We start from the raw sequence: 26,212 nt of genomic DNA on the forward strand, positions 1-26,212 counted from the left end.
GAGTCATCACACTTTGTGCGGGAAGCGGACGCTGCGTGCCGTCCATGGAAGCGGTTTGTCGCGATTCTCTGAGCACGCGATGAATCAATTCAAACTCTGGAAAGGGCGACCGAATCCCCCTCGGGGCCACTGTGACCGCCGCTTGGGGTGAATTTCGCCCTCTTCTCGGAGAATGCGACCGGTGTCGAACTCTGTCTGTTCGATGATGTTTCATCGCCCACGGAAACAGTTCGCCTGCCTCTATTCGAGTGCACGAATCACGTCTGGCATTGCCTCGTTCCGGACCTGAAGGAGGGGCAACTTTACGGTTACCGGGTGAATGGCCCGTATGAGCCGTCGCAGGGGCATCGGTTCAATCCGGCGAAACTGTTGCTCGATCCTTATGCGAAGGCGATTACCGGCCTCGTGAACTGGGGGCCGGAGATGTTTGGCTATGTCCAGGATGGCAGCGCCGACGCCGATCTACACCGCGACGCGCACGACAACGCCGCCTGCATGCCCAAGTCGGTGGTCGTGGACAATGCCTTCGACTGGGGCGACGATCATCTCCTCGATATCGCCCAGGCGGAGTCGGTGTATTACGAGGTTCATGTGAAGGGTTTTTCCAAGCTCTGCCCGCATATTCCGGAGGAGATTCGCGGGACGTACGCGGCGCTCGGTCATCCGTTTGCCATCGATTATTTCAAGAAGCTTGGGGTGACGGCCGTCGAACTCCTGCCGGTGCACCATTTTGTGAATGATGAATTCCTCGAGAACAAGGGGCTCACGAATTACTGGGGCTACAATACGATCGGCTTCTTCGCTCCGCATTCCTCCTATTCCAGTAGTGGCGTGGCGGGTGGACAGGTGCAGGAGTTTAAAGAGATGGTGAAAGCGCTGCACGCCGCGGGGATCGAGGTGATTCTCGACGTGGTTTACAATCACACGGGAGAGGGGAATCAACTCGGGCCGATCCTCAGCTTTCGCGGAGTGGACAACGCTTCCTACTACCGGCTCGTGCAGAACGATCGCCGCTACTACATGGATTACACCGGCACGGGGAATACGCTGAACACGCAACACCCCTGCGTGCTCCAGTTGCTGATGGATTCCCTGCGTTACTGGGTCACGGAGATGCATGTGGATGGTTTCCGCTTCGACCTTGCGTCCACCCTGGCGCGCGAGCTGCACGATGTTTCCAAGCTATCGGGCTTCTTCGACTGTATTCACCAGGATCCGATCATCTCCACGGTGAAGCTCATCGCCGAGCCATGGGATGTAGGCGAGGGCGGATATCAGGTCGGAAATTTCCCTGTCCTCTGGCAGGAGTGGAACGGAAAGTACCGCGACTGCCTGCGCGCTTATTGGAAGGGCGACATGGGGTTGCTGGGCGAGGTGGCTTATCGACTGACCGGCTCCGCGGATCTTTTCGAATCGGGCGGGCGTCGTCCCTATTCTTCGGTGAATATTCTCACCGCTCATGACGGCTTCACCCTCTACGACACCGTTTCCTACAATGAGAAGCACAACGAGGCGAACGGGGAGAACAATCAGGATGGCCACAATGACAATCGCTCCTGGAATTGCGGCGCGGAGGGACCGACGGATGACGAAAACATCAACGCCTTGCGCCGCCAGCAACTCCGCAATTTCCTCGCGACGCTGCTGCTTTCCCAAGGCGTGCCGATGATTGTCGGCGGCGATGAATTCGGTCGCACGCAGCAGGGGAACAACAATGCCTATTGCCAGGACAACGAGATCTCCTGGTTCAACTGGGAACACGCCGGCTGGCAGAAGCAACTGATCGCGTTTACCTCGCGGCTCATCGACGAGCGAAAGAAGCATCCCATTTTCCGCCGGCCCAAATACTTCCAGGGCCGGCGTGTGCCCCGGGCCGGTATCAAGGATCTCATGTGGTTCGACACCGATGGCAGCGAGATGAACAGCGAAGACTGGTCCTCGGCCAATCGTTGCCTCGCCATGCTCCTCTGTGGCGATGCGCTCGACGTGCGCAATCCCGAAGGAGAAGCGGTGCTGGACGATACCTTCCTTTTCCTGCTCAACGCCTATCACGAACCGGTCAATTTTGCGCTGCCGGGCAAGGAGCATGTGAATTGGGAAATGTTTCTCAATACGCATGAAGAGAGCGGTTTTCCCGCGGAACCCGCATCGCACAGTTCCGGCGATGAACTCGCGGTCGAGGGACGAACGATGTGCGTCCTTCGCCTGGTGAAGGGCACGCAGGATGACGCCCGCAGCGTGGCCTGGAAGCGCAGCCAGAAACTGGAACCGGTGGCGCCGCCCACTCCGCCGCGGCCTTCCAAACACGAGCCCATCGACCCAACCACGGTTGGACCACGCTTCCGGGCGAGGCACCAGGCGCCGCCGAAAATTTCCGATTTAGCGCAGGGCAAGACTGAGCCCGGAGATCCTCCGGTGAAATAGAGCTTCGTTGCAGATGCAGAATGGAACTCGACCGGCCAACGCGAAGGCAGGACGGGCGTTTCCATTCGACGACCTTCCTGCTAACGTGTCGCCAGTGATACTCTTGAAAATGCCCCTCACTCCCGCCTTCCGGTGAACGGACCGGTTGCGCACAGTTCTATCGCAATTCGCCAGTGGTCGCGTGGTGAGGAGTTGGCGAACAGTATCAGCCACGCGATTGGGTTCGTCGCCGCCGTCGTCGGAACGCCGTTTCTCTTCCTGGCCGCCGCTCACCATCCGAGTGTGCGTTCCTATCTGGGGATGGGAGTTTTCGCGGCGACGACGATGCTCCTCTACCTGAGTTCGGCGGTCCATCACTGGCTGTTGCCGGGGAAGGCGAAGGAGTTCTTTCTGATCATGGATCACGCGGCGATCTTTTTGATGATCGCGGGAAGCTACACGCCGCTTTCTCTCGGTATCCTTTGGGGCCCGTGGGGTTGGCTGCTCATGGCTGTGGTGTGGCCGCTGGCCATCTTTGGCGTGCTGTTGAAATGCCTGCGCGGGGTGCAGCCAAAGTCATTCACGATTTCGCTATATGTGCTGATGGGCTGGGTAGCATTGATCGCGTTCAAGCCGCTGCTCGCGCACATGCCAGAACCGGGGCTCTGGTTGTTGGTGGCGGGGGGCGTGGCGTACACGGGCGGATTGGTGTTCTATGTCGCGCGCCGTTTTCCCTACCATCATCTGGCGTGGCACATCGCCGTCCTTATCGGCACGGTTTTCCATTTCCTGGCGATCTGGCGATATGCTTTTTAGCTAGCTGAGTATTTTAGCGGGATAAATTGCCATCCTTTGGCTGGGTTTTCCCCAGTGTGACGTTGATTATGGAAAAGGTATCCACGTAGGTTTTGAACGGGAACGAGATAAGTTTTTCAGATGGAAAGCGATGATAAGTCGGGAGTTATATGTAGTGGCTCTTGGGATTAATTTGTCGTGGCATGTGTGAGCGGTGGTGTCGTTTTTGGCAGACATACTTTTCGCAAAGAATTATCTTTCCTCTACAGGGGAACGGGTGTGCAATTAGTGTTGTCGCGCATATTTTCAGGGACGTGCGACGTGCAGAATTTCACACTCCCCGTGTATGAAAAGCATGCGGTCTTCTGCCGGCGGATCCGCCACGAGGGGAAAGGTGTTGTCTATCGAGGTCGACGTATCGCTGCGCGCTGATTCGGCAGCGCTTCATCCCAGCGTCGAGTCAGTGCTCCGGAGTTGCGGGTCTTTCTTCAAAATCCATTTGCCGAATCGTAGTTGAGGAAAACGAAACTTATGAAAAGTAGCCTACGCTTTCTTTGCGGAAGTTGCAGTTGGCTTTGCACGATCGCGTTCGGAGTCCTGATCGTGAGCAGTCGAGCGGGAGAGCCGCCGAAGGAATTGCCCGAGAGCCTCGCCGCCCGGGAAGAGGCGCAAGCCTATTTTGAGGATAACCAACCGCGCAAGGCGGCGGCGGCACTGGCCGCGGCGGCAGCGCGCGATCCAGGGAACCGCGTGCTGGGAACGATGCTCTATGCGGCCGTTCGTGATCACGTGTGGAATCTCCCTGAGACGTTGCCGATCAAGCACGGCGGAGCGGTGGAGACGTTGGTCTTCAGTGCGGATGGAAAGAAGATCGCGACGGGCGCGGCGAGCGGAGAAGTCTTCATCTCCAGCACCGAACCGCTGGATGAAGCGGACGCGGCGAAGGAACGCCTGGCCCTGCCGAAGGAAGAAAGCGCCATTGTCGGTCTGTCGTTTACAAAGGACGAAAAGCGGCTGGCGGTGGTGACGAAGGAGGGAGGCCTGCGGATCTGGGATACCGCGGCGAAAAAGCCGGTGTTCGAAGAAGGCAAACCCGCGCAGCCGGTGACGGTGGCGCGGAGATCATCGCGAGGGGGAATCTTCGTCATCGCCACGGCGGGTGGAGTGATTCAGGCGGTGGATATCGAGGCGGGGAAAGTGATCGCGGAGTTTCACATGCAGGGAGGCGCGGTGACCGCACTTGCCATGTCGCGCAGTGGAATGAAGCTGGCCGCCGCGGGGAGCGATCATATGGTGCGGGTGTGGAACCTGGAGACGGCCAAGGAGATCGGGAAAGGCTTGCCGCACCAAGGCGCAGTGATCGCCCTCGATTTTTCCGCGGACGAGCGTTACGTGCTGACCGCCGGTGAGGAAAAGATCGCGCGGCTTTGGAATCCTGAGGAGGGCGTGATGGTGATGCCGGCCATGTCCTGTGGAGAAACGATCACGAAAGCGCGCGTCAGTCCCGATGGCAGCATGATCGGCACGCTGCTCGGCGACGGAAGCGTCCAGTTCTGGGATGCGCTCACGGGAGCGAAATTGCCCGTCTCCCTGCATGAAGAGGCGCCGATGAACGACTTCGTGTGGGCGCGCACCGGAATGCGCGCGGCCACTGCTTCCAGCGATGGGCACGCGACGATCTGGACGACGCGCAACGGCGCGCAGCGCGGCGAACGGATCCTGCACGGTGGGCCGGTGCTGGTCATGACCTTCAGCCCGGACGACAAGGTGCTCGCCACTGGCACAGCGGATGGCGAGGCGCGTCTTTGGCGCACGAATGGCGGCATGCCGCTGACCACGGTGCGGAATCACAATGCCCGGGCGCGCACCGCTTTCTACAGCGCGGACGGGCAACACCTCGTGACCGCTTCCGAAGACCACACGGCGCTGCATTGGATTTCGGGCCACGTCGATCCCTACGGTCCAGCGATGCAACAGCGGGGCAAGGTCACGTGTGCAGTTTTCAATGCGGATGCCTCGCGCATTCTGACCTCCGACACGAGTGGCGACGCGCAGCTGTGGGACGCCAAAAAGGGGAGAGTCGATGGAAAACCGTATCATCACTCTGCCGCGGTGAACTGGGTCGATTTCGCGCCGAACGAAAACCGATTGGTGACTGCGGCGGGGCCGCGCGCCACCGTCTGGAGCTTCACCGATCGCACCAAACCGCTGGCCGTGATCCAGCATCCGGGTAAAAAGAAATCGGAGTTGAAGTGTGCGCGCTTCAGTCCGGATGGGAAATTGCTGGTGACGGTGTCGACCGATGGCACGGCCCGCATTTGGGACGCGAAGACCTGGAGACCGGTGAGTGTGATCAATCGGCACAATGCGCTCTGGTGCGCCCGTTTCAGCCCCGACGGCAGTCGCATGGTGGTGACGGGGGATGACGTCCAGGCGGTGGTCTACGATACGAAAACGTGGAAGCCGGTCGGCACGCCGGTGCTGGCGCCCGGACCGGTCTTCTCCGCGGTTATCACCGAGGACAACCGTTTCCTGGCGATCACCTCATTGTTACTGGAGGCAGTGCAATTTTTCGAGATCGATAGCGGCCGCCCGCTGGGCGAAGGAGTGAACCTGCACACGCAGGCGACGTGCATCGACTATCTGGTGCAGGACAAGGTGGTGGTCGTGGCTTGTGATGATGGCACGGTGCGGGCGATCGAGGCGCCCTTTGTCGCGCAGGATGTGCCGGCATGGATGCCTGCTTTTGCGGAGCGGCTGGTCGGGTTGCATCGGACCGGGCCCGATACTTTTGAGCGCGTGCTCACCCATATGGCGCAACTGCACGCCATGGCGGACGATCCGGCGCTTCCCGCCGAGGCGGACTTCACGAAACTCGCGCGCTGGGAACTCGCCAGCGGCAGCGACCGCCATGGCATGCCGCGGTTTACCAGCACGCTGGCCGATAACATCGTGCATCGGGTGAACGAGCGTTCCCTCGGCGCTCTTTTCGAATGTTACGAGGCGATCTCGGCCGATGCACTCGTTCTGTCGGGAGTGAGTCTCTACCTTCCCAATGCACGTCACGGAGAATTCATTGCGGATATGGTATTGAAAATGCCGGACGCGACGCCCCTCGCGCGTTGCTACGCGGCCAGCACGCTGATCAATGCCGGGCGCGGCGTGGAGGCATTGGCGGTTGTGACCAAGGCCGTCGCCGACGCGCCGGGGGATGCGCGAGTTTTGCGTCGCGCGGCAAAAGTGGAGGCCCGGATGCAAAACATGGCCGAGGCCGTCGCGCTCTTCGACAAATCGCTGGAGATCGAGCCGGACAATTTCGAAACCCGCCGCGCCTACGGTTGGGTGTTGTACTATTTCCAGCGGCCCGCGCAGGCGGCCGTGCAATTCATGGCCGCCCAGGACCTGGCTGGCGAGATGGTGGACGACGTCATCGCCGGGCTTTGCTTGTGCGCGCGGGCTCAGAAAAACGATATGGAGGCGCTGGCCGACTATCACCGGCTGGTCGCTCTCGATCCCGCCTGGAAGGAAGCCAGTTACCTCAGCGACCTCCGTGGCTGGACCCAGGGGCAATTGGAGGAACTCGAGCGCGTGCGCCGCGCTTACGTCGCCAAAAAATAATATGAAAAGCATCGCATTACCCGCGCGCTCGCACGCGACCTTGCGGCAGAAGTTGATCACCGCGCTCATCATCCTGATGGCGAGCGCCCGGGCAATAGGGGGGGCCATCGACCTCGGAACCCCGACTTCGCGGACTCCCTACGATCAATATCTGGGCCCCCTTTGGGATGTATTGCACAGCCTCGGCGGCAATCAGCCCGACATGGGCACGGTGGAGCAACTCGTACGGGAGGGGCGGGCCTTCCGCTACGTCTTTAAAAAAGATCAGCCCTATGTGCCGCAAACACCGGCGGAAACCGAGTCGACCAAGAGCGGCGATTGCAAGGCGAAAGCCCTGTGGCTCGCGTCCAAGATGGGCTCGCGCAATGTCCGGTTCGTCGTCGGCAAAGCGAGCGTCGAGCGGAATGTCAACCATGCCTGGCTGATTTGGGAAGGCCCGCAAGGCTGGCTCATCCTGGACGCCACCATGTTCAGCAAGCCGCTTCAGCCCGACAGACTCTCTCCGTCGGATTACGTACCAAGTTTCTCCTATTCGCCTTCCGGCAGATACGCGCACGCGGTCGCTGCAATCATCGCCGGCAAGAAATACGGCGATCACCTCTAAACAAAACATCTATGAAACTCCAGCTGCCTCTGTCTGACATAGCCGCCCTTCTGGGTGGCGTGCTCGCTGTGGTGTCGTTCGCCGGCTGCGCCAGCTTCGATGCCTCGAACCAGGAATCGATGCTCACCGCCGCCGGCTTCAAGGAGCGGACTCCGCAGACGGCGAAACAAAAGGAACTCTACGCCGGTGCACCCTCCTACAAGGTCGAGCGCGTGGCTGTGAACGGCAAAACTTTCTATGCCTACAAAGACGAAAAGAAGGGGACCGCTTTCATCGGCGGCGAAGCGGAATATCAGCGCTACCAGCAGCTCGCCGTGCAGCAACGCATCGCACGGCAGAACTATGAAGCCGCGCAGATGAACCGCGAGATGGCGACGGGCTGGTACAGCGCCTATGGCCCGTATGCTTTCGGCCCCTATGGCTATGGGCCGCGTGTCCGGATGTGGTGAGGCCTTGCTCTGCGACGAAAATGAAACTCGCTTCGAAATCCGAAGCGAAATGTCGATTCACCCTGGTGCTGGATCAGCGGCGCCAGGTGAGGGGAGCGCGCAGGCGCTTTTCTGACGGAGAAGGGCGAACAAACATCCGGAGCGCCCTTTGCTGCGATACGAGTATACGCGGGGGTGTCCGAAGGCATCTTAACCGCATCACTTATTTACCATGCGCGTCGTTCCAGCCAGCAAGAGCCCCTGAAAATCGCGGAAAATGCCACCATCTCAAAACATCGATGCCGAAGCAGGCCTGCCACCGGCCGATTTCCTGCTTCCCGCCATTATTGATTCTTCCGAAGACGCGATCGTCAGCAAGAATCTCCATTCCATCGTTACGAGCTGGAACAAAAGCGCCGAGCGCATTTTCGGTTTCACGGCCGAAGAGATGATCGGACAGCCGATCAGCCGACTATTTCCACCGGATCGCATGGAGGAGGAGACGCATATTCTCAGCCGCATCACGGCCGGGGAGCGGGTGGAGCATTTTGAAACGATCCGGGTGCGCAAGGATGGAAAAGAGATCGATGTTTCCCTGACGATTTCACCGGTGCGGGACAAAACTGGCAAAATCGTCGGGGCGTCGAAGATCGCGCGTGACATCACCGGACAGAAAGACGCCGCGCGCCGGTTGGCGCAGGCCCACGAGGACCTCAAGCGCGCGGATCGCTTGAAGATCGATTTTTTGGCGACTCTTTCTCACGAACTGCGCACGCCGCTCACGGCCATTCTCGGCTGGATCCAAATCCTGAAAGAAGAGGCGACGCCTGCCGATCTCGCGCAGGGTCTCGAAGTCATCGAACGCAATGTCCGCCTCCAATCGCAGCTTATCGAAGACCTGCTCGACATGAGCCGCATTGAGGCCGGCAAGGTCAGCCTCGACCTGCAGCGCGTCGATCTATCTGCCGTGGTGAACGCGGCCGTCCAGACCGTCCGCCCTACGGCCGACGCCAAGGACATTCGCCTCACCTCGCTGCTCGCCGATGTGGATGGCGTGACCATGGGAGACAAGAATCGCTTGCAGCAGATCGTCTGGAATCTCCTGACCAACGCGATCAAGTTCACTCCGACGCACGGTCGCATTCAGGTCACCATGCACCGCGCCAAATCGAACGTGGAAGTGATTGTGTCGGACAACGGGCAGGGGATTGCCCCCGAGTTTCTCGATCACGTTTTCGACCGCTTTCGGCAGGCGGATGCTTCCACCACGCGCAAGCATGGCGGTTTGGGGATCGGACTGAGCATTGCCCGTCACCTTGCGGAATTGCATGGCGGCCACTTGAAAGTCTCCAGTCTGGGGCTTGGAAAGGGGGCGTCCTTCACGCTGAGTCTGCCGATGTTGTCGGCGCACCATCATACGGAGCCGCCGGGCGGCGAACATCCCAGCGCGACCGCGGAGACGCAGGCTGTCGGCCACCTCCAGGGAGTGAAAGTGCTGGCCGTCGATGACGACACGGATTCGAGAGGAGCGATCGAGCGGATTCTCGAGCGCAATGGCGCGGCGGTGCGCACGGCTTCTTCCATGGAGGAAGCGCTGAGCGAGTTTACGCAATTCTCTCCCGATGTGGTGTTGAGCGATATCGGGATGCCGGGGCACGATGGCTACGAGTTGATCGCGCGCCTGCGGGCGTTGCCAGGCGGGCGCACCGTGCCCGCGGTGGCCCTGACCGCGCTCGCCCGGAGTGAAGATCGCACCCGGGTCCTGCGCGCCGGGTTCCAGATGCATCTTGCCAAGCCGGTGGAATCGCATGAGCTCGTAGCGGTGGTGCAGAATCTCGCGGCGTTGCGAATGCCGCAGAATTGACAACGGAGGTGTCCTACTTGCGCAGCGCAAAGGCGAGCATGAGCACGGAGATTGCCAGGATCCACGAGCCGGCGACACGGATGCCGATCTGCAGCCACTGCTGTTTCTTCTCCGCGGCCAGCGAAGTGTAGAAGGCGAAATTCACCAGGTATACGAGCAGCCCGACCCAGGTGCCGGAGAGCGTTCCGAATACAGTCCACGCAGCGCCCTTTTCCACGCCGGAATCCAGGCCGATGGCAAGCGCGCCTGCGCCGAGCAGGATGGCTGGTACCGCGAACGGGAGTTTCTTTCCGAAGGCCACGATACCGCCGATGGCGAAAGCGATGCCCGAGAGAATGCCCGGATGGACACCGGCGATTCGCCCCGTAGTGGTAAGGGCGAGGCCGATGGCTGAGCAGCCGGCGAAGACTTTCAGCGGCGCCCCGAGCCGCAGGGGGATGTGCTGGCCCACGGCCAATCCCAAGGCGAGAAGGATGATCACGTGAGATGGCGTCAGGAGCGGATGCAGCGCGCCGGTCATGAAGCTGCTCATGCCCTGCACCGTCATATGGGCCTGGGCATGTGCTGGGAGCGCGAGCCCGGCCACGGGCGTGATCAGCCACGCGCGACGGCATGAGCCCGGACTACTCACGCCTTGATCGTTCCGGTAAGAAACAGGCACCCGATCACCGCGATGGCCGCGCCGCTCAGGCGCACCACCACGTGGCCCCAAGGCCAGCGAAGGAGCAGTCCCAGCGCGATACCGCTGAGATGGAGCAGGCCGGTGGCGATGACGAAGCCGATGGCGTAAGTCATCGCGTTTGCCGAGTTGGGCAATTCCGTGCCGTGGGCGTGGCCGTGAAAAATGGCGAAGAAGCCGACGATGGCCGCGGCAACCCATAGCGGAGGCCGGACGGCAAAAGCCACCGCCAACCCCAGCAACAACCCCGAAAGCGCGATGCATGTCTCCACCGCCGGCAGCGGCACGTGAAGCACGCCGAGGGCTCCTCCGAAAGCCATTACCACCGGGAACACGACAGGCAGCAGCCACATTGCCGGAGCGCGCAGATAGGCGCCCCAGAGGCCGACCGCGACCATGGCCACGATGTGATCGAGCCCGGTGAGCGGGTGTCCAAAACCGCTGACAAATCCACCGATGTTTCCCGCCGTGGAGTGCGCGCTGGCGTTGCCCTGCAGGAGCAGCAGGAGCGCGGTGGCGACAACGGCGGGGGCGATGGAGAAAGGCCTGGGCGGCTTCATGCGACGCACCGTATCCTGCCACCGTGCCCGGCGAAAGCGCGGATTCACCGGCCCCGCAAAGCGTCATCCCGACCTCGCAGTCGCGGGATCGGGATGACGGATTCGGGAAATGAGCCAATACGCGGATCGCGCGCCCATCTCCCTGCCGGCTGTGAAACAATATCCAGCCGACCTTTCTGCAAATACCACCGCCGAGCGGTTTATTTGCCGAGCATTTTCGCGACGATGAAAATGAGGATCGCGCCACCAATCCCGCCACCGAAAATCAGATAGAGGAGGGAATAGCCGGCGGCAGCCAACATCGTAGGGAGAATCAGCATAGCCATAAATAAAGAAAGTTAGTGAGTTAGTAGGTCCGGACGGTCGTCGTTTCGGTCGGCACCGCATGGTGGACCGTGGTTTCTTCCGTTGTGGTGGTTGACGTTACCGCTTCGTGGCGGTGATGGTGATGATGGTCGTGGTCCATGTCCTCGTCCTCGCACGCAGAGAAGAGAAGGATGGAAGAGGCGGCAAAGCACAGGATGAGCAGTGTCTTCATAGGGATAAATGTGGTTCACCACAGAATCGCTGACGAAGTGAGGGCTGCGTGTGCGGGCGGTTGGTACTTAATTAGCAATTAGTTAGGTCAGTGCTGGCCAAGGTTACGACCGCATCGATGGAGCAACGCGATTTCGGGGGCAAATCGATTCCTTTGCTGGTTATGATTCACACGCGCGAACGCCTGGCGGTTTTCATTGGTGACGTCTTGCACCGGCAAAACACCTGCCGCGTTTTCTCGCACGTTCTCTTCTCGTGCTGGCCGGTTCCTCCGGAAAAATTGCCGGAGGAAATTGCCAGCTTTGCCGTGGTCCACGGCTGGGAGGTGAGAGTCCACGAGCCGGCGGCGTACGGAGTCGTGGCGGATTTTCAGCGCGCGCAGACGAAGAAAAATTCCGAGGGCGCCGAGGATTGAGAGCGGTTGATATGTAATTTCCAAAAAACCGCCCACTTTTTACAAATCCGCGGTCGCCAAATGGGGCCGGGCTGCACTACTCTCCCGCCGCCATGAAGTTCATTCATTCGTGCCTGTTTGCCGGGTTGATGCTTGGTCTCGCGAGTTGTGCGCAGTATGCCACGGTCTCGGAGAGACGACCCCAATTTCGCCCCATCCGTTCGACGGTAGGCACGCTGGTCAAGGCGGAGCAAGCGATCGCGGTTGGCGTCGCCAAGGAGCGCAGTCATCCGCGGCAGGCTCTGGGTGATTTGCTGACTGCCGCGGACGAAGCGGCGCAGCAACTCGAGCACAATCCGCGCGACGCAGCGGCGCGCGATGCTTATAATTTCGCCGCGTCCCGGGTGTTCGAGACCATCCGCCGGGCCAAGCTCGACCCGTGGACGCAGCCGCTGCGGGTCCCGGCGCCGGGCGGCGATTACCTGCTCACGAATCGTCCGCCAAAGCAGCGGGTGGCCGACCCGAGTCTCTACGATTTCACGCCGGCTGATCAGTTTGATGTCAAGGGCACTTATGTGACCGAGCGTACGGTGAAGCCCGGAGTAGGGGCGCCGCTGGTCGCCGTGGGCAAAGCTCCGCGTCGGGATGCCGCGCAGCAGTTTGCGCCGGAGAGGACTTATTACGGGATCACCGCGGTGCTGCATTTCGAACCCGGACGCGACAAAACCGGAGCGCGCCACGTGGTGGTGGCGTTTGAAGATCCGCTCGCGGTCGAGACGACTTCGCTGGACGGCGGCATTTTTCCGCTGGCGGCGGATTTCACCGTGCCGCTGGCCGTGATGCTGGCGCGCGAGAACCCGAAAAAATTGGAAATCGCCCGGGTGTTATGGCCCGAGAGATACGCGGGCACCGCGCACATCGTCCGCCTGCAGGCTTATGACCCCAACAAGACCGTCGTCATCGTCACGCATGGCCTGATGGATTCACCGGCGACCTGGACGCCGATGATCAACAAGCTGCGCGGCGATCCGTTCATCCGCGCACATTACCAGTTTTGGTTCTACAGTTACCCCAGCGGTTACCCCTATCCGTATTCGGCGGCAATCATGCGCGAGCAGCTCGATGCCGCGGAAAAGCGCTTTCCGTTGCACAAGAAGATCGTGCTCATTGGCCACAGCATGGGCAGCCTCATCAGCCGGCTGATGATCACGGATAGCGGCGACAAACTCTGGATGGGAACCTTCCGCAAGCCGCCGAGCCAGACGCATTTTTCGCCGCATGCGCAGAAGATGCTGGAGGAGTCGTTGATCTTCAAACATCGGCCGGAAGTCGGCCGTGTTATTTTCATCTCCGGGCCGCATCAGGGCAGCGAAATGGCGACGGGCTGGGTCGGCCGGCTGGCCTCGCGGTTGATCAAGTCGCCGGCGATGCTCATGAAGATCGGCGGGGAAGTGAGGAATGCGATGTTGCAGGATTCCACCATCCTGCGACTGGGCAGCGTACCAAACAGCGTGGACACGCTTGCGCCGAACAATCGCTTCGTGAAGCTGATCAATACCGTGCCGCTGACGCCGGGCATCCCGTACCACTCCATCATGGGCGACCGTGGCAAGGGCGGGAATAAGGACCGCACGCCGCCGGTGAGCACGGATGGCGTCGTGCCGTATTGGAGCAGCCATCTCGATGGAGCGCAGAGCGAGTTGATCGTGCCGTCCAATCACAGCGCGCATCAGAATCCGCAAGCCATCGCCGAAGTGCGCCGCATCCTGCGCCAGAACGCCGGGGCCGCGGGAAACAACTAAAGTAGATTCCGTTGCCAATCCCCCTGGGCTGCCGTTAACTTTCGGCCTGCCCCATGGAAACCAAAACCAAAGAAAGCCCGATCACCCAGCGTACCCTCGACCTTTGCCAGGCGATCGTCGACCAGTCGGATTTTCAAGCGTTGAAGCAGAAGATCGATGATTTCATGAACAACGAGTTGCTGAAATTCGATTACCAGCAGCTCAACGGGCTCGGTGATCTCCTGCGGATGAAGCAAGGGCAGGGGCTCGAGCTGAAACCCGAGGAGATTGCGCAATTCGAGACGCTGCGGGAGAAGTTCATGAACGATCCGGTGGCGCAGGGATTTCTCGATGCGCAGGATCAACTGGCGCAACTCCACGAGACGGTGAGCCGCTTTCTCAACAAGACCTTCGAGCTCGGCCGCCGGCCGGAATACGAGGACGTGCACGATGGTTCGTGCGGCAATTGCAACTGCCACTAGAATTTATTTCTTCTCCTCGGGCAGAATCGGCGAATCCCAACCCGCGAGTTCTTCGGGCTTGATGTCCCTGGCACGTTTGGCGCCGCCGTGCCAGGTGGGGCGATACGGGCCGACGAGGCTGATGTCGTTGTCCGGCTTGATGTCGTTGTCCAGGCCCATGGTCCAGAGACAGGCATTCACCAGCAGACGGCGGAAGCCGTCGTTCACGAGATCGCCGCTGCCGCCGTAGGTAGTAGTGAAGACGCGGCCCATTTTGCCGGAAGCGCTTTTGTATTCGCGCACCCACGCGCCGGGCATGGGCGGCTTCGTTTCGTCGACCGGCGAAGTCGGCTCCATGCCGGTCAGCGGCTGGGCGTTCATGAGCACCTCGCTGCCTTCGATAGGATGAGCGTTGTAGGCGCCGACCTGTGCCCAGGCGTCTTTCACTCCGCGCAGGACGGGGTGGCTGGCATGCTCCGGCACGATCTCGAGGCGGGTGCTGGATTTGTGATTCGGCCCATAGTGACCGACCCAGGTTTCACCGAGGATCTGCCGGCCGAAGCCGTTTTTGAAATCCTCGCCTTTGAACTGGAAGTCAAACTTCGCATACGGACTGTCGGCCGGAATCTTGAAGCCGTGCGTCGCGGTGCGCAGGCCGATGACCGGGCCGCCGCGATCGAGATAATCGACGATGGGTTGCATTTGCTCGGGCGGCAGATTCTGGAAGCGGGTGAAGATAACGAGCAAGTCGGCGGTCTTGAGCGCCTCGGTACCGGGAATGTTGGAGTTGCCGTTTCGGATGTAGCCGGTCTGCGGATCGATGCCAAAGAGGACGGTGCATTTCGCGCCGTAGTGGCGGGCGAGGATGCGGCCAAGTTCCGGGAGGGTCTCTTCGGATTTGTATTCATGGTCGCTGGCGATGAGGACGACCTGCTTGCCCCTGGCGGGGCCATCGGTACCTTCGTAAGTGAGCGGAGCGGCCATGGAGCGCGATGTCATCATGGCGGCCAGGCCGGCGAGAAGTGGCAAAACGGGGAGGAAGAAGCGTTTCATAAGTGGAGAATGTTTTACTGTCCGAGCGCCTGGCGCAGGATCGGTTCGAAGATGGCAGTCTGGCGGACGAAGCCGAGGTCGTTCGGATGCGAACCGTCCGTCGACCCTTCCCCGTCGTCGCCGATCAGGTTATCTCCGGGAATATAATAGAGCTTCTTCACACCTTCCTTCTCCAGCGCCTCGAAGCTGTCGTGCAGCGCCTGGTGATTTTCATCGTGAAACTTCTGCCGCTCCGGGCGAATCCACGTGTTGGCCCAACGCCGGTCCTCGACGAGGATGATGGGCGTTTCCGGGCGCGCGGCGCGCAATTGCTTCACCAGCGGCGGGCATTTTTGCCGGACCTCGGTCGGGCTCATGTTGGGCTCGCAATCGATGACGTAAACCGCGGCGTCGATCTTGGTGAGCAGTTCGCCGACGGCGGCATCCATCTTGCCATTACCGGAGAAGCCGAGATTGATGACCGGGCGCTCGAGGTGCCGGCCGAGGATGGCCGTGTGCACCATGCCCGGGCGCGACGCGGCGGCGCCATGCGTGATGGAGGTGCCGTAGAAGACGATGGGTTTGGCCTCGCGCGGCTTGAGACCTTCGAATTGCGCGCCGGCACTGACGCCCACCTCCAGGGACTCGATGCCATTGTAGAGCGGCAGATAGAGGGCGTATTCGCGGGAGCCGGGAGCGAGACCGTTGATGATCTCGACACGCACTTCCTTCTTGTCCGGCTTGGCCACGCCGACCCAACGCCAGGCGCCGTGTTCATCCCGTGCATAAAGATCCAGGCCGCTGGCGCCGATGGCGGTCATGTTCACCCCGGCGAGGTGATCGGTCCGCAGGACGTAGTGCGCCCAGATGGCCCTGGCGTCGGTCTTGAAGCGGAACATCATTCCCGCGCTGTCGCGACTAAGCGTCCAGACGATGGGGGTGACTTTTCCATCCGCGATGGCGGGCAGGCGATCAAACCACCGCTCGCGTTCCAGGTCGCCCCAGCCGCGGCCTTCGACGCCCCATTTCGTGACGTCATACCAATCGAGCTTGGGCGCGGGTGTGGCCGCGGGGTGGGCGGGAGCAGGTTGGGCGTTCACGGAAGGTGCCGGGTTTTGGGCACGGAGGGCAACGAAAGAGACAGCGAGCCAGGTCGCGAGGAGAACGGGGAACTTCATGGTGATGAACCACCATGATGGGCGGTCTCACGGCGCTTGCCAACGATAGAGCGTCACGACCAATCGGCGGAATCTTCAAAAAAGAGGAATGGAGCAAATTCGACATCCAAGGAAGCTCCGGGGAGGAAGCGCGGAAGGGCTACCGCAGTCCGAGCCGCGGCTATCAACTATCAATTGTCCCCACGGCTCCACGGACTTCTCGCCAAGCCTCGAATATCGACTATCCGCTCTTCACTCGGCCGACGGGCGGAAAAGCAAGCGCGCGTAGCCATAAGCAATGGCTTCGCTAATCACCGACCGGACGCCTGCGCTGGTCTTCCACCAGTGGTCGGGATCGTAGTCGCGATCCGGGATGGCGATCATGCCGACCCTGGTCGCTGATCCGAAGGCCATCTGGTAGAGCAGGCGGCTGCGGCGCGCATGCGGGCCGATCGAGACCACGTTGACCTTGGCGAGGGAGATGCCCTCGGCTTCCAACCGTTTCTTCAAGAACAGCGCCGTGGTGTAGGTGCGGTCCTTGCCGACGAAAGGCGCGGGTACGGCGTGGACACTGCCGGGAGGCGCACCCGCCTGCTGGAGCTTCGCGGCGGTGAAGTCGGCATAGTTTCCGAAGCCGATATAAGGGTTGCCCTCTTCCAGAGGTTCGCCGGTGACGTAGATGCCCTGATAGGGCTGACGACGGAACTCTTCGAGGGTTTGCCGTGCGGCGTAGGCTGGAACCCAGCCCTCGACGACCAGCACACCGCCGGGGACGGAATCTTGAACGCTGAGAAACGCACACAAGCTGCGTCCAAAAACACACACGACGAACGAAGTTAAAACAAGCAACAGCGCCCAGCCACGCCAAGTGGGGACGATTAATGTTCGACTCTGGAGCAATCCGCCCAGCCAGAGGCGCGCAGAGGGGCTTGATTTGTGCTGGGGAGGGGTGATGGTGGTGGTTGAGACGTTGCCAGACGGCATGGGCGGTATCGCCTGTAACACGAATTGACGATGAGTGACGACAAAATCGTTCCCCAACCCCATCCTAAAGATTTAATTAATTTTATTGCGCACGAGGATCAAGCTGTGCGCGAATCCACGCACAATGCTGAGAAACGCCCCCCAGCTATTCCCCCGGCTCCCGCAACTCCCCCTCCGCACAAATCCCTCGCAATGAAGCTTGGTGAACTGTTCTCCGGTCAGTCGAAAACAGCGATCTTCATCGAGTGCCTCCTGTTCGCGATGGCGGTCGGCTATATCGATTTTCTGACGCCGTGGCAGTGGACGATGTCGGTCTTTTACGCGCCGCCCATTCTGCTCGCGGTGTGGTACGGGCCGCGCAAGTCGGGGTTGGTCATCGCCGTCTTGTGCGCCGTGATCTGGTATTTGGCCGGATTGAGGCAACATCCTTACCTGTCACTACATGCTTATGTCTGGGTGGCGTTCAACCGGATGGTTTATTTCCTTTTCGTCGCCATCGGTGGTATGGCCTTGAAAACGCAGCGCGACGAGATTCGTGCCCGCATGGAAGCGATGACCCGCGCGCGGACTCTCGAACAGGAGATCGTCCGCGTCGCGGAACGCGAACAGATGCGCATCGGGCAGGATTTGCACGATGGGCTTTGCCAGGATCTCGCGGCCATTGACTGTGCGGCCGCCTGCCTGAAATCGGATCTCGAGGGCCGGGAGATTCCCGAAGCGGCTGCGGCGGGAACGATCCAGAAACTCTTGCAGGATGCAATCGTCGAAGCGCGCAATCTCGCCCGCGGAATCTCCCCAGTGCACATGGATGCCGAGAATCTGCCCGCCGCGCTTGAAGATCTCGTCGCCTCCGCGAATCGCGCCAATCCGGCGACCATCACTTTCGATGTGCACGGTGAGATTACGATCGGAGATACCCAGACCGCGATTCATCTTTATCGCATCGCTCAGGAAGCATTGCGCAATGCCGTGCGGCATTCCGGGGCCAACCACGTCAGTGTCGAGTTGAACGAAGAAGGCGACCACTACACCCTCGTCGTTCGCGATGATGGCCGCGGGTTCGATGATTCCCCCGTTTCCCCCACCAGCACCAGCATGGGGTTGGGCACGATCCGTTATCGCGCCCGCCTCCTCGGTGCCACTTGCGAAATTGACAGCAAGCCCGATCTCGGAACTGTCGTCCGTTGTTCACTCCCCCTACATCATGCCAGTCAGAGCCCTCTCCAACATGCCGTCTAAAACCAGCCCAAAACCCATTAAAGTCGTCCTTGTCGAAGACCACCTCATGTTTCGTGAATGGTTGGGCGAGATGCTCGGCCGCGAGCCGGGGTTTACGGTCTGTGGCGAGGCGGACAACATTCAGCAAGGCCTGCGCATCATCCAGCAGACCGCGCCGGACATCGCCATCGTCGATATCACGCTGCGCGGTTCGAGCGGACTGGAGTTGGTCAAGGACATCAAGGCTCACGGGCTGTCCGTTCCCGTGCTCGTCCTTTCGATGCATGACGAGGCGCTGTATGCGGAGCGCGTCCTGCGTGCGGGCGCCAAGGGTTACATTTCCAAAAGCGAAGCTTCCGGCACTTTGACTGAAGCGATCCGCCAGGTTCTCGCCGGCAAGATCTATCTCGGCGAAAAAATGACGACCCTGATGCTGGAGAAGATCTCGAACCCGCGTGCCATTGGCACGACTTCGCGGATGGACCTCTTGGCTGACCGCGAGCTCGAGGTCTTCCAACTCATCGGCCGTGGCTATAATGGCCGCGAGATCGCCGAGCAGTTGCACCTCGGCGAAACGACGATCGATACCTACCGCGCGCGCATCAAGGAGAAGCTCCAGCTGCGCAACGCCGCCGAGCTCTACAGCCGCGCTGCCCAATGGGTGCAGGAAAACGGCGGATAGGGCGGATAGCCGCCTACCCATTCCCGCCCGTCCGCAACGCCTTCTCCAGAAAGGTATACGCCGCCGCGCGCGCGTCGTCGGTAAAATCATGCTCACTATCCGGATGCCGCACCACCAGCCCCTCGGGCGCCCCGAGGAGCGCATAGACCGTCCTGGCTGCCGCCGCGATACGATCGACGCTGGGCGGCCTGAAAATTGGCGTCGTGCAAAGGTGCGCTGAGCATCACGGGGCCGCGGGGCGAGGGCGGCAAGCAGTTCGTCGAAATCAAAAGGCATCTCCCTGGACCGTCCCTTAAACGCGGCGAGGCGCGGCATGTAGCGCGTGCTCGTCCAGCCGGTGATATCGCCGCCCTTGTAGTCGGCAAAGGAATCGAGCCCGCAGCTCGAGACGACGGCCTTGATACGGTCGTCAAATAGCGCGGTGTAGACGGAATTGTGACCGCCGAGCGAGTGGCCGATGGCCGCGTAATTGCCGCGCTGGACGAAGGGCAACGCGTCCAGCAAGTCGAGCCCGCGCTTGTTGTCCCAAATCGCTTTCATCGTGCCGCTGACGTAGCCGAGACCGGCGAGATCGGGCTGGTAATCGGCGAGCAGGGGATAAGCCGGCGAGAGCGTCACGTAGCCGCGCTCCGTCAACTCCACCGCGTATTGCCGATGTTCTTTTCCACCGAGACCAACCACTACTTTGCAGCCGATCTTGTTGTCGGTCGGATGCAGGCAGAGGACTGCCGCGGCCTTGGCTCCCGGTTCGTGCAGCACGCGTTTGGGGATTAGCAGATAAGCGGGCACCCGCGAGCCCGGCTCACTCGCGTAGGTGATCGAGCGCCGCACGTAGCTGCCGGCATCGACTTCCTCGCTGACCTGCACGTCGAGTGGGCAATGCTTCTCCGCTCCGGGCAGCGGTCCCATGATGGTCTGCGCCGCCGCCAGAATTGCCACGCGGCGCCGCTCCCAATCCGCGGCCGTTCGCACGGGCAGCCACGCGCCGCTGGCATCGGGATATTCCAGGAGCGGATGACGCGCCGGGCTTTCCGCGCGGGCTAGCGTGGCGCCACAGGTCATCCCCAGCACTTGCAGGAATGTGCGGCGTTTCATTTTTTGGCGGAGGAGAGGAATTCGAGCAGGTCCGCCATGTCCTGGGGAGTGAGGCCGGTTTCGATGCCATCGGGCATGAGCGAACGGCTCGAACGCTCGATCTGCACTACCTCACCGCGCGGAATGTCGCGCGAGAGTCCGCCCGGGGTGTGCAGCGAGATCGTGCTATCCGTGTCCGCCGCGACGATGCCAGCGACGCGCTCGCCGCTCTTCGTCTCGACGATCGCCATGTTGAACCCGGCGGTGATTTCACGCGACGGCTCGAGGATATTGCCCATCAGCTTTTCGCGCCCGGCGGAAGCCGAGGCGTCGAGCTCGGGTCCGACGCTGTTGCCTTCGCCATGGAAACGATGACACACCGTGCAGCGCGCGGTGAAGGTCGCGTGTCCCTTGAGTGGGTCGCCCTTCATGTTCAGTGCCGGACGATACGCCGCCATGACTTGCGTGCGAGAAGCAGCCGGGCCGAAGATTTCCACCGTCCGATCGCGGATCGCTGCCACCCGGCTTTCGCGCAGGGCGGCCAGGTCTTCCGGCGTCAGCTCGGATTTCGCGACCACATTCGCCGCAACGGCGTCCAGCAATGACGGCACCTGCTGCGGGCGGGTGCGCCAGAGCCGGATCGCTGCGCCTCGCGCTTCCGTGGGAATGCCCGGCCACGCGGTGGTGAGCACTTTCCCAAGCGTGGGCGGATTCAAGTGGGTGAGCGCCTCGAGCGCCGGCGTGGCCAGCGAGATCGGCAGGTGTTGCGCCAGCGAAGCGCCGATGAGCTCGACCGACTCCTGGGAACCCGTCACGCCGAGAATCGTGAAGTCCGACGGGCTGATGTTCGCCTGGTGTTTGATGTGATCGGCGGCCGTGCTGATCAGCGGCTGCAGCCTCTTGCCGGTGTCCGCTTTGGCGAGCGACGAGCCGCCGTGCGCGAGTCCGTCGGCCAGCGGTCCGAGCCATTCGGCCGGATGCTCCGAGCTCAGAGCGTAAGTGATCACCGCATCGACGTCCGCCGGTTGTTTGCGGGTGCCGATCGTCGTGGCCAGTTCGCGGGTGAAGGAAGGATCGATCTTCGCTCCGCCCGGCCGCACACAGGCCTGGAAGAGTGCGCCCGCCTCGTTGTTTCCTGCGGCCAGCAAGGCTGTGCGCGCCCAGGTGTCCGTCGCGTCGCGCTGGGCGAGTTGGAGAATGAGCCCCGGCTTGTCCTGCACGTTCAGCGTGCCGAGCGCCCAAGCCAGTTCGTAACGCACGAAACCCGACTCGTCTTTCCCGAGCGCATGCAGCGCCGCATCCACGCTTGCCGGTACCTTGCCGTCGGCGTAATGCGCGGTGGCAGTGTGAATGGCTTGTACTCGCACCTGGACATCCTTGTCCGCGAGCGTCTTGACCAGCACTTCATCGGAGAGATCGTTGTCACCGGCCAGCACGCGCAGCGCGGTGAGACGGCCAAGCGGAGAATCCGAATGCTCCGCGAGATCGAGCAACGCAGGAGTGACGCTGTGATCCTGCCGCTGGTGAAGCAGGCGGGCGGCGGTGTCGCGATGCCAGCCATTCGGATGGGCCAGCAAAGCGACGAGATCCTTGCTCGCCAGGTTGCCGAGCTTCGGCAGCGGACGCGGATTCGTGCCGTCCGGCACCAGCCGATAGAGACGCCCCTTGTCGTTGCCGGAATTCAGATCGAGGTGCGACTTGAGCGGCTCGGGAAGCGACCACGGATGCTCGATGACTTCGCGATACATGTCGCAGAACCACAGGGCGCCGTCGGGCGCATTGGTGAAGAAGACCGGCCGGCTCCAGTTGTCGCGGCTCGCGGCAAATTCGCTCTTCTGTTCGTCCGCCGCGCGCTCGGCGGTGAGGAGCACTTCGCCGTGCATCTTCTTGCGATGAATGAGATTGCTGCCGCAATCGGCGATGAAAGCGTCGCCCAGGTTCGACGGCGGAAACAGATCGCCGCGATAGATCGTGATGCCCGCCGCGCCGGTGAAATAACCGCTCGCACGTCCGCCGCCTTCGACGACGCCGGGCGAGGCCCCGCTGACCCGCCAGGCGGTGCGAATGACCCGCCACGGTTCATCCGGGCTGGTGCGGAAGACCTCCGCCTGCGGTCCATCGACGCCGATGTCCACGGCGGCGGGCGGCAGTGAAATGCCGGGCCGCAGCGCATTGAGGCCGTAGAGCAACTGGATGATGTGCCGGCTGTTGTTGCAGATGAATTTGCGCCCGGCGTTGTCGAAGCTCATGCCCCATTGCCCGCCGCCAACTTCCGCGCGCAGATGCAGGTCGCGCGGATCAAAGGAAAAATCGCGGCCGCGCAATTCGAGCGGCGGGTCGCTCTTGTGGACAAAGCTCGTGATGCGGCTCGCGTTGCCGCCGAGCGCGCCGTGGATGCGCTGGTCGGGGCCCCACTGCATGTAGTTTGGCAACGCCTGGACGTTGAGCCGCTCCACGAGATTGCCAAAGCCCGTCGCGACGAGCGCGTGCACGTCCGCATGGCCGTCGCCCTTGGTGTCCTTGAAATAGAAGAGATCGGGCGAGGCGAGGACGAAGACGCCGCCATCCCAGCACGTCACTGACGTCGCCCATGGGAGATGATCGGCGAAAATCGTCGCCTTGTCGTAGTGGCCGTCGCCCTTCGTGCTCTCGAGGAGCTTGATGCGGCTGAGCTTCTCGTCGCGCCGCTCGGAGTAGTCGATCATCTCGACGACGTAGAGCTTGCCGTTTTCATCGAAGGCCATGGCCACGGGGCTGACGATCGTCGGCTCGGAAGCCATGAGTTCGACGTGAAAACCGGGGCGGACGGTGTAGGTCGATGGGCCTTTTTCCGGCGGGGTCGGGGGAATGCGAGGCAGGTCGCCGGGCTTGATTTCGAGGTCCGCGGCGAGCAGCACGCAGGGGGAGAGAAGGAGCGACAACCAGTAGGGGGAAGGACGCATAAATGGTATTTTACTGCCAAATAAACCGCGAAGCGGAAAGATACTTTGTTGTTATTTATTTAACCTTTTCGCCAATCGTCTAAAGTCGATTCGCCGCACCCCAAAACTCTGTCGCCCTCCAAAACCATGCCTTCTTTCTCCCGCCGGAACTTCCTCTTCACTTCCGCTGCTGCGGCCGTCTGCACCTTGGTTCACGCGGAAAGTGCGCCTGCCGAACCGATTATCGATATTCACCAGCACACCGACTATTCCGGTCGCACCGATGAGCAGATGATCGCCCATCAGCGGACCATGGGCATCACCCACACCGTGCTGCTGCCGGCCGGGCGATTCTATGGACTGGAAGCGGGCGCCAGCGGCAACGATCGCGTCCAGGAAGTCGCGCGCCAGCACCCCGGCGAGTATTTCTTTTTTGCCAATGAAGTGCCGTACTTGAGCGATGCCCGGGACATCATCGTGGCGGCGTTGAAGGCCGGTGCGCACGGCATCGGCGAGCAGAAGTTCATGGTCGACGCGGATTCGCGTGCCGTGGCGATCGTCGCGGAGATCGCCCAGGAATTCAGCGTGCCGGTGCTGGTGCATTTTCAATACGGGCGTTACAACACGAGCTTCGAGCGCTTCCACACCATCCTGGAGAAATATCCGAAGGTGAATTTCATCGGTCATGCGCAGACCTGGTGGGCGAACATCGATGCGAAGGCGGATCAAACGGTGCTCTATCCGAAGGGCCCGGTTACGCCTGGCGGCATCACCGACCGTTTGCTGACCGACTATCCCAATATGTATGGCGACATGAGCGCCGGCTCCGGCCTGAACGCGATTCTGCGCGACGAAGATCACGCCCGCGGATTCTTTGCGCGGCACCAGGACAAGCTCATGTATGGCAGCGATTGTAGCGACTCGGTCGGGACCGGTGCGAAATGCAGCGGCTCGCAAATGCTCGCCACGATCCGCCGTCTCGCGCCGGACAAAGCCGCCGAGCGGAAGATCCTTTTTGAAAACGCGAAGCGTGTGCTGAAGTTGCCGGTGTGATTGAATGCCTCGCATGCAACTCGGCTTTGTCACCGCCATCCTGCCGGAACTTTCGCTCGAGGAAGTCCTGCGCTTCGCCCGCGACGAAGGCTTCGGCTGCATCGAGGTGATGTGCTGGCCATTCGGCAAGGCCGAGCGGCGCTTTGCCGGAGTGACGCATCTCGATGTGACGGGCTTCACCAAGGCTCAGGCGGAAGACACGCTCTCGCTCGCGCAAAAGTATGGCGTGGCGATCTCCGCGCTGGGCTATTATCCGAATCCTCTCGATCCCGACGCCGCGCATTCCAAGCGGGTCGTCGCGCATTTGCGCCAGGTCATTCTCGCCGCGGAAAAACTTGGGCTGAATGTGAATACTTTCGTTGGTCGGGACTGGACGAAATCGGTCGATGACAACTGGCCGCGTTTTCTCAAGGTCTGGCGGCCGATCATCGCGTTCGCCGAAGATCATGGAGTGAAGATCGGCATCGAAAATTGCCCGATGCTCTTCACGCGCCACGAATGGCCTGGCGGGACCAATCTCGCCACCACGCCGGTCATCTGGCGGCGGATGTTTTCCGACATCCCCTCGAAGAATTTCGGGCTCAACTACGATCCGTCGCATTTCATTTTGCAACGCATGGATCCGGTGTCGCCGCTGCGGGAGTTTCGCGACAAGCTATTCCATCTCCACGCCAAGGACATGCGCATCCTGCACGATCGCCTGAACGAAGTCGGCATCTTCGCGCATCCGAAGGAATGGCATCAGCAACGGATTCCCGGCTTCGGCGATGTCGATTGGCCGCACTTCCTCGGTGCGGTCATGGAAGTGGGTTACGACGGACCGGTGTGCATTGAGGTGGAGGACGATACCTTTGGCCAGACCCTCGCCGGTCGCCAGCGTGCGGTGAAAGTCGCGCGCAACGTGCTCGCGCCATTTTTCCCGCGCTGAACGCGCGTCCGACTCCGCTTGCGTTTTGGAGTGCGTGCGCTGCTGCGCCGCTTTCCGAAGCGATTCGCGTTGTCGCCGTCCACCCCGCGTTGCCATACACCCAACGTTGTAGACAGGGCGCCCCATCGCCGTACATCCTCCCAACCCCGCGGAGCGGACACAAAAAGCGGCCGCGCGGCCGCCTCGCAACTCTCAACCCTCAACTCTCAACTTTTGGCCCCATGAAATACAGCTACGTCGAACTCGCCGGCATGATCGATCATGCCTTGTTGCATCCCACGATGACCGATGCCGAGATGCGTGCGGGTTGCGAACTGGCCCGCAGTTACCGCGTAGCCAGCGTTTGCATCAAACCCTATGCGGTGAGTTTGGCCGTCGAAGCCTTGCGCGGCAGTGGCGTCGCCGTTGGCACGGTGATTGGTTTTCCGCATGGCAGTAACACCACCCACATCAAACGCGCCGAGACCGCACAAGCTTGTCGCGAGGGAGCTGCCGAAATCGACGTTGTCATCAACATCGGCAAGGCGCTTAGTGGTGACTGGAGTTATGTCGAGAATGAGTTGCGCGAAATTACGGACGAAACGCGTAGCCACCGTGCCCTGCTCAAGGTGATTTTTGAAACGGACTTTTTGTCGGACGATGCCGCCAAGATTCGGCTTTGCGAAATCTGCGATCGAGTCGGTGCGGATTTTGTGAAGACCTCGACCGGCTTCGGTTTTGTGCGCCAAGCCAGCGGCCAATTCAATACCGTCGGGGCGACGGCGCACGATCTCACGCTGATGCGGGCCAGCACATCCCCGAAGATGCAAATCAAAGCATCCGGCGGCGTGCGCAATCTCGAAGGATTGATCGCTGTCCGCGATCTCGGCGCCACCCGCTGCGGGACGAGCGCGACAGCCCAGATTTTGGACGAATATCGCCGCCAGGATGCGGCGGAAAACGGTGAGAATTTTGCCCCTATTTCCCATTCCGACACGCCCGCTAAGAGTAACTATTAAGTAACCTTACGCACGCGCGATCGTCAGTGCCGGCGGCACAA

22 protein-coding genes are annotated in these 26,212 nt (G+C 61.2%); 15 read left to right on the forward strand and 7 right to left on the reverse strand.

Features of this window, described 5'->3' with window-relative positions:
* The first annotated feature begins 147 nt into the window (after positions 1-147).
* The 6 genes from glgX (at position 148) to CFE428DRAFT_RS08765 (ending at position 9,712) form a co-directional block, all read left to right on the forward strand.
* Entirely contained in the window at positions 148-2,424 is a 2,277-nt protein-coding gene (gene glgX / locus CFE428DRAFT_RS08740) for a glycogen debranching protein GlgX (protein WP_006979148.1), read from the forward strand.
* 132 nt (positions 2,425-2,556) lie between these two features.
* Positions 2,557-3,219, forward strand: a complete 663-nt coding sequence (gene trhA, locus CFE428DRAFT_RS08745) for a PAQR family membrane homeostasis protein TrhA (protein WP_006979149.1) — start codon at positions 2,557-2,559, stop codon at positions 3,217-3,219.
* 582 nt (positions 3,220-3,801) lie between these two features.
* Entirely contained in the window at positions 3,802-6,816 is a 3,015-nt protein-coding gene (locus CFE428DRAFT_RS08750) for a WD40 repeat domain-containing protein (RefSeq protein ID WP_237705461.1), read from the forward strand.
* Position 6,817: 1 nt separating this feature from the next.
* Positions 6,818-7,420, forward strand: a complete 603-nt coding sequence (locus CFE428DRAFT_RS08755) for a hypothetical protein (RefSeq protein WP_006979151.1) — start codon at positions 6,818-6,820, stop codon at positions 7,418-7,420.
* Between the two features lie 11 nt (positions 7,421-7,431).
* A complete protein-coding gene (locus CFE428DRAFT_RS08760; protein ID WP_006979152.1) occupies positions 7,432-7,869 on the forward strand; it encodes a hypothetical protein in 438 nt (145 codons plus the stop codon).
* Between the two features lie 256 nt (positions 7,870-8,125).
* Positions 8,126-9,712, forward strand: coding sequence for a hybrid sensor histidine kinase/response regulator (locus tag CFE428DRAFT_RS08765; RefSeq protein WP_006979153.1), 1,587 nt, complete (start codon positions 8,126-8,128; stop codon positions 9,710-9,712).
* A 13-nt stretch (positions 9,713-9,725) separates the two neighbouring features.
* Here the strand turns inward: CFE428DRAFT_RS08765 and CFE428DRAFT_RS08770 are convergent, their stop codons facing one another.
* From CFE428DRAFT_RS08770 to CFE428DRAFT_RS08780, 3 genes are all read right to left on the reverse strand, one after another.
* Entirely contained in the window at positions 9,726-10,343 is a 618-nt protein-coding gene (locus CFE428DRAFT_RS08770) for a HupE/UreJ family protein (RefSeq protein ID WP_157447463.1), read from the reverse strand.
* Positions 10,340-10,951 carry a HupE/UreJ family protein gene (locus CFE428DRAFT_RS08775; protein ID WP_006979155.1) on the reverse strand — a complete coding sequence of 204 codons (612 nt, stop codon included), beginning with the start codon at positions 10,949-10,951 and terminating at the stop codon, positions 10,340-10,342. Before CFE428DRAFT_RS08775 ends, CFE428DRAFT_RS08770 begins: the two co-directional genes overlap by 4 nt.
* A 346-nt stretch (positions 10,952-11,297) precedes the next feature.
* Complete coding sequence (locus tag CFE428DRAFT_RS08780) at positions 11,298-11,489, reverse strand: hypothetical protein (RefSeq protein ID WP_006979157.1); 192 nt, start codon at positions 11,487-11,489, stop codon at positions 11,298-11,300.
* 162 nt (positions 11,490-11,651) lie between these two features.
* On the opposite strand from CFE428DRAFT_RS08780, the gene CFE428DRAFT_RS08785 reads away from it, so the two are divergent.
* The 3 genes from CFE428DRAFT_RS08785 (at position 11,652) to CFE428DRAFT_RS08795 (ending at position 14,145) form a co-directional block, all read left to right on the forward strand.
* Entirely contained in the window at positions 11,652-11,903 is a 252-nt protein-coding gene (locus CFE428DRAFT_RS08785) for a hypothetical protein (RefSeq protein WP_042724667.1), read from the forward strand.
* Between the two features lie 92 nt (positions 11,904-11,995).
* Positions 11,996-13,684, forward strand: a complete 1,689-nt coding sequence (locus tag CFE428DRAFT_RS08790) for an esterase/lipase family protein (protein WP_006979159.1) — start codon at positions 11,996-11,998, stop codon at positions 13,682-13,684.
* Between the two features lie 53 nt (positions 13,685-13,737).
* On the forward strand, positions 13,738-14,145 hold the full coding sequence (locus CFE428DRAFT_RS08795; RefSeq protein WP_006979160.1) for a YlbF/YmcA family competence regulator: 408 nt from the start codon (positions 13,738-13,740) through the stop codon (positions 14,143-14,145).
* A 3-nt stretch (positions 14,146-14,148) separates the two neighbouring features.
* Here CFE428DRAFT_RS08795 and CFE428DRAFT_RS08800 read toward each other — a convergent pair whose 3' ends face one another.
* The 3 genes from CFE428DRAFT_RS08800 to CFE428DRAFT_RS08810 form a co-directional block, all read right to left on the reverse strand.
* Complete coding sequence (locus CFE428DRAFT_RS08800) at positions 14,149-15,177, reverse strand: ThuA domain-containing protein (protein WP_006979161.1); 1,029 nt, start codon at positions 15,175-15,177, stop codon at positions 14,149-14,151.
* 14 nt (positions 15,178-15,191) lie between these two features.
* On the reverse strand, positions 15,192-16,334 hold the full coding sequence (locus tag CFE428DRAFT_RS08805) for an SGNH/GDSL hydrolase family protein (protein ID WP_006979162.1): 1,143 nt from the start codon (positions 16,332-16,334) through the stop codon (positions 15,192-15,194).
* Between the two features lie 231 nt (positions 16,335-16,565).
* Entirely contained in the window at positions 16,566-17,117 is a 552-nt protein-coding gene (locus CFE428DRAFT_RS08810) for a YdcF family protein (protein ID WP_049975591.1), read from the reverse strand.
* A gap of 372 nt (positions 17,118-17,489) precedes the next feature.
* On the opposite strand from CFE428DRAFT_RS08810, the gene CFE428DRAFT_RS08815 reads away from it, so the two are divergent.
* The 3 genes from CFE428DRAFT_RS08815 (at position 17,490) to CFE428DRAFT_RS36620 (ending at position 19,971) form a co-directional block, all read left to right on the forward strand.
* A complete protein-coding gene (locus CFE428DRAFT_RS08815) occupies positions 17,490-18,536 on the forward strand; it encodes a sensor histidine kinase (protein ID WP_006979164.1) in 1,047 nt (348 codons plus the stop codon).
* Positions 18,526-19,197: a response regulator transcription factor gene (locus tag CFE428DRAFT_RS08820; protein WP_006979165.1), complete on the forward strand. Its 672-nt coding sequence runs from the start codon at positions 18,526-18,528 to the stop codon at positions 19,195-19,197. Before CFE428DRAFT_RS08815 ends, CFE428DRAFT_RS08820 begins: the two co-directional genes overlap by 11 nt.
* Positions 19,198-19,632: 435 nt before the next feature.
* Complete coding sequence (locus tag CFE428DRAFT_RS36620) at positions 19,633-19,971, forward strand: hypothetical protein (RefSeq protein ID WP_157447464.1); 339 nt, start codon at positions 19,633-19,635, stop codon at positions 19,969-19,971.
* Positions 19,972-20,288: 317 nt separating this feature from the next.
* Here CFE428DRAFT_RS36620 and CFE428DRAFT_RS08830 read toward each other — a convergent pair whose 3' ends face one another.
* Complete coding sequence (locus tag CFE428DRAFT_RS08830; RefSeq protein WP_006979166.1) at positions 20,289-23,213, reverse strand: PVC-type heme-binding CxxCH protein; 2,925 nt, start codon at positions 23,211-23,213, stop codon at positions 20,289-20,291.
* A gap of 126 nt (positions 23,214-23,339) precedes the next feature.
* Here CFE428DRAFT_RS08830 and CFE428DRAFT_RS08835 point away from each other — a divergent pair, with 126 nt between their 5' ends.
* The 3 genes from CFE428DRAFT_RS08835 to deoC all read left to right on the forward strand — a co-directional run bounded on the left by CFE428DRAFT_RS08835 (position 23,340) and on the right by deoC (position 26,171).
* Entirely contained in the window at positions 23,340-24,245 is a 906-nt protein-coding gene (locus CFE428DRAFT_RS08835) for an amidohydrolase family protein (RefSeq protein ID WP_006979167.1), read from the forward strand.
* Positions 24,246-24,258: 13 nt separating this feature from the next.
* Complete coding sequence (locus CFE428DRAFT_RS08840) at positions 24,259-25,173, forward strand: sugar phosphate isomerase/epimerase family protein (protein ID WP_042724670.1); 915 nt, start codon at positions 24,259-24,261, stop codon at positions 25,171-25,173.
* A gap of 221 nt (positions 25,174-25,394) precedes the next feature.
* A complete protein-coding gene (gene deoC / locus CFE428DRAFT_RS08845) occupies positions 25,395-26,171 on the forward strand; it encodes a deoxyribose-phosphate aldolase (protein ID WP_006979169.1) in 777 nt (258 codons plus the stop codon).
* Positions 26,172-26,212 lie beyond the last annotated feature (41 nt).

The sequence above is a fragment of the Chthoniobacter flavus Ellin428 genome, assembly GCF_000173075.1.
In the GTDB taxonomy this organism is placed as follows: Bacteria; Verrucomicrobiota; Verrucomicrobiia; order Chthoniobacterales; family Chthoniobacteraceae; genus Chthoniobacter; species Chthoniobacter flavus.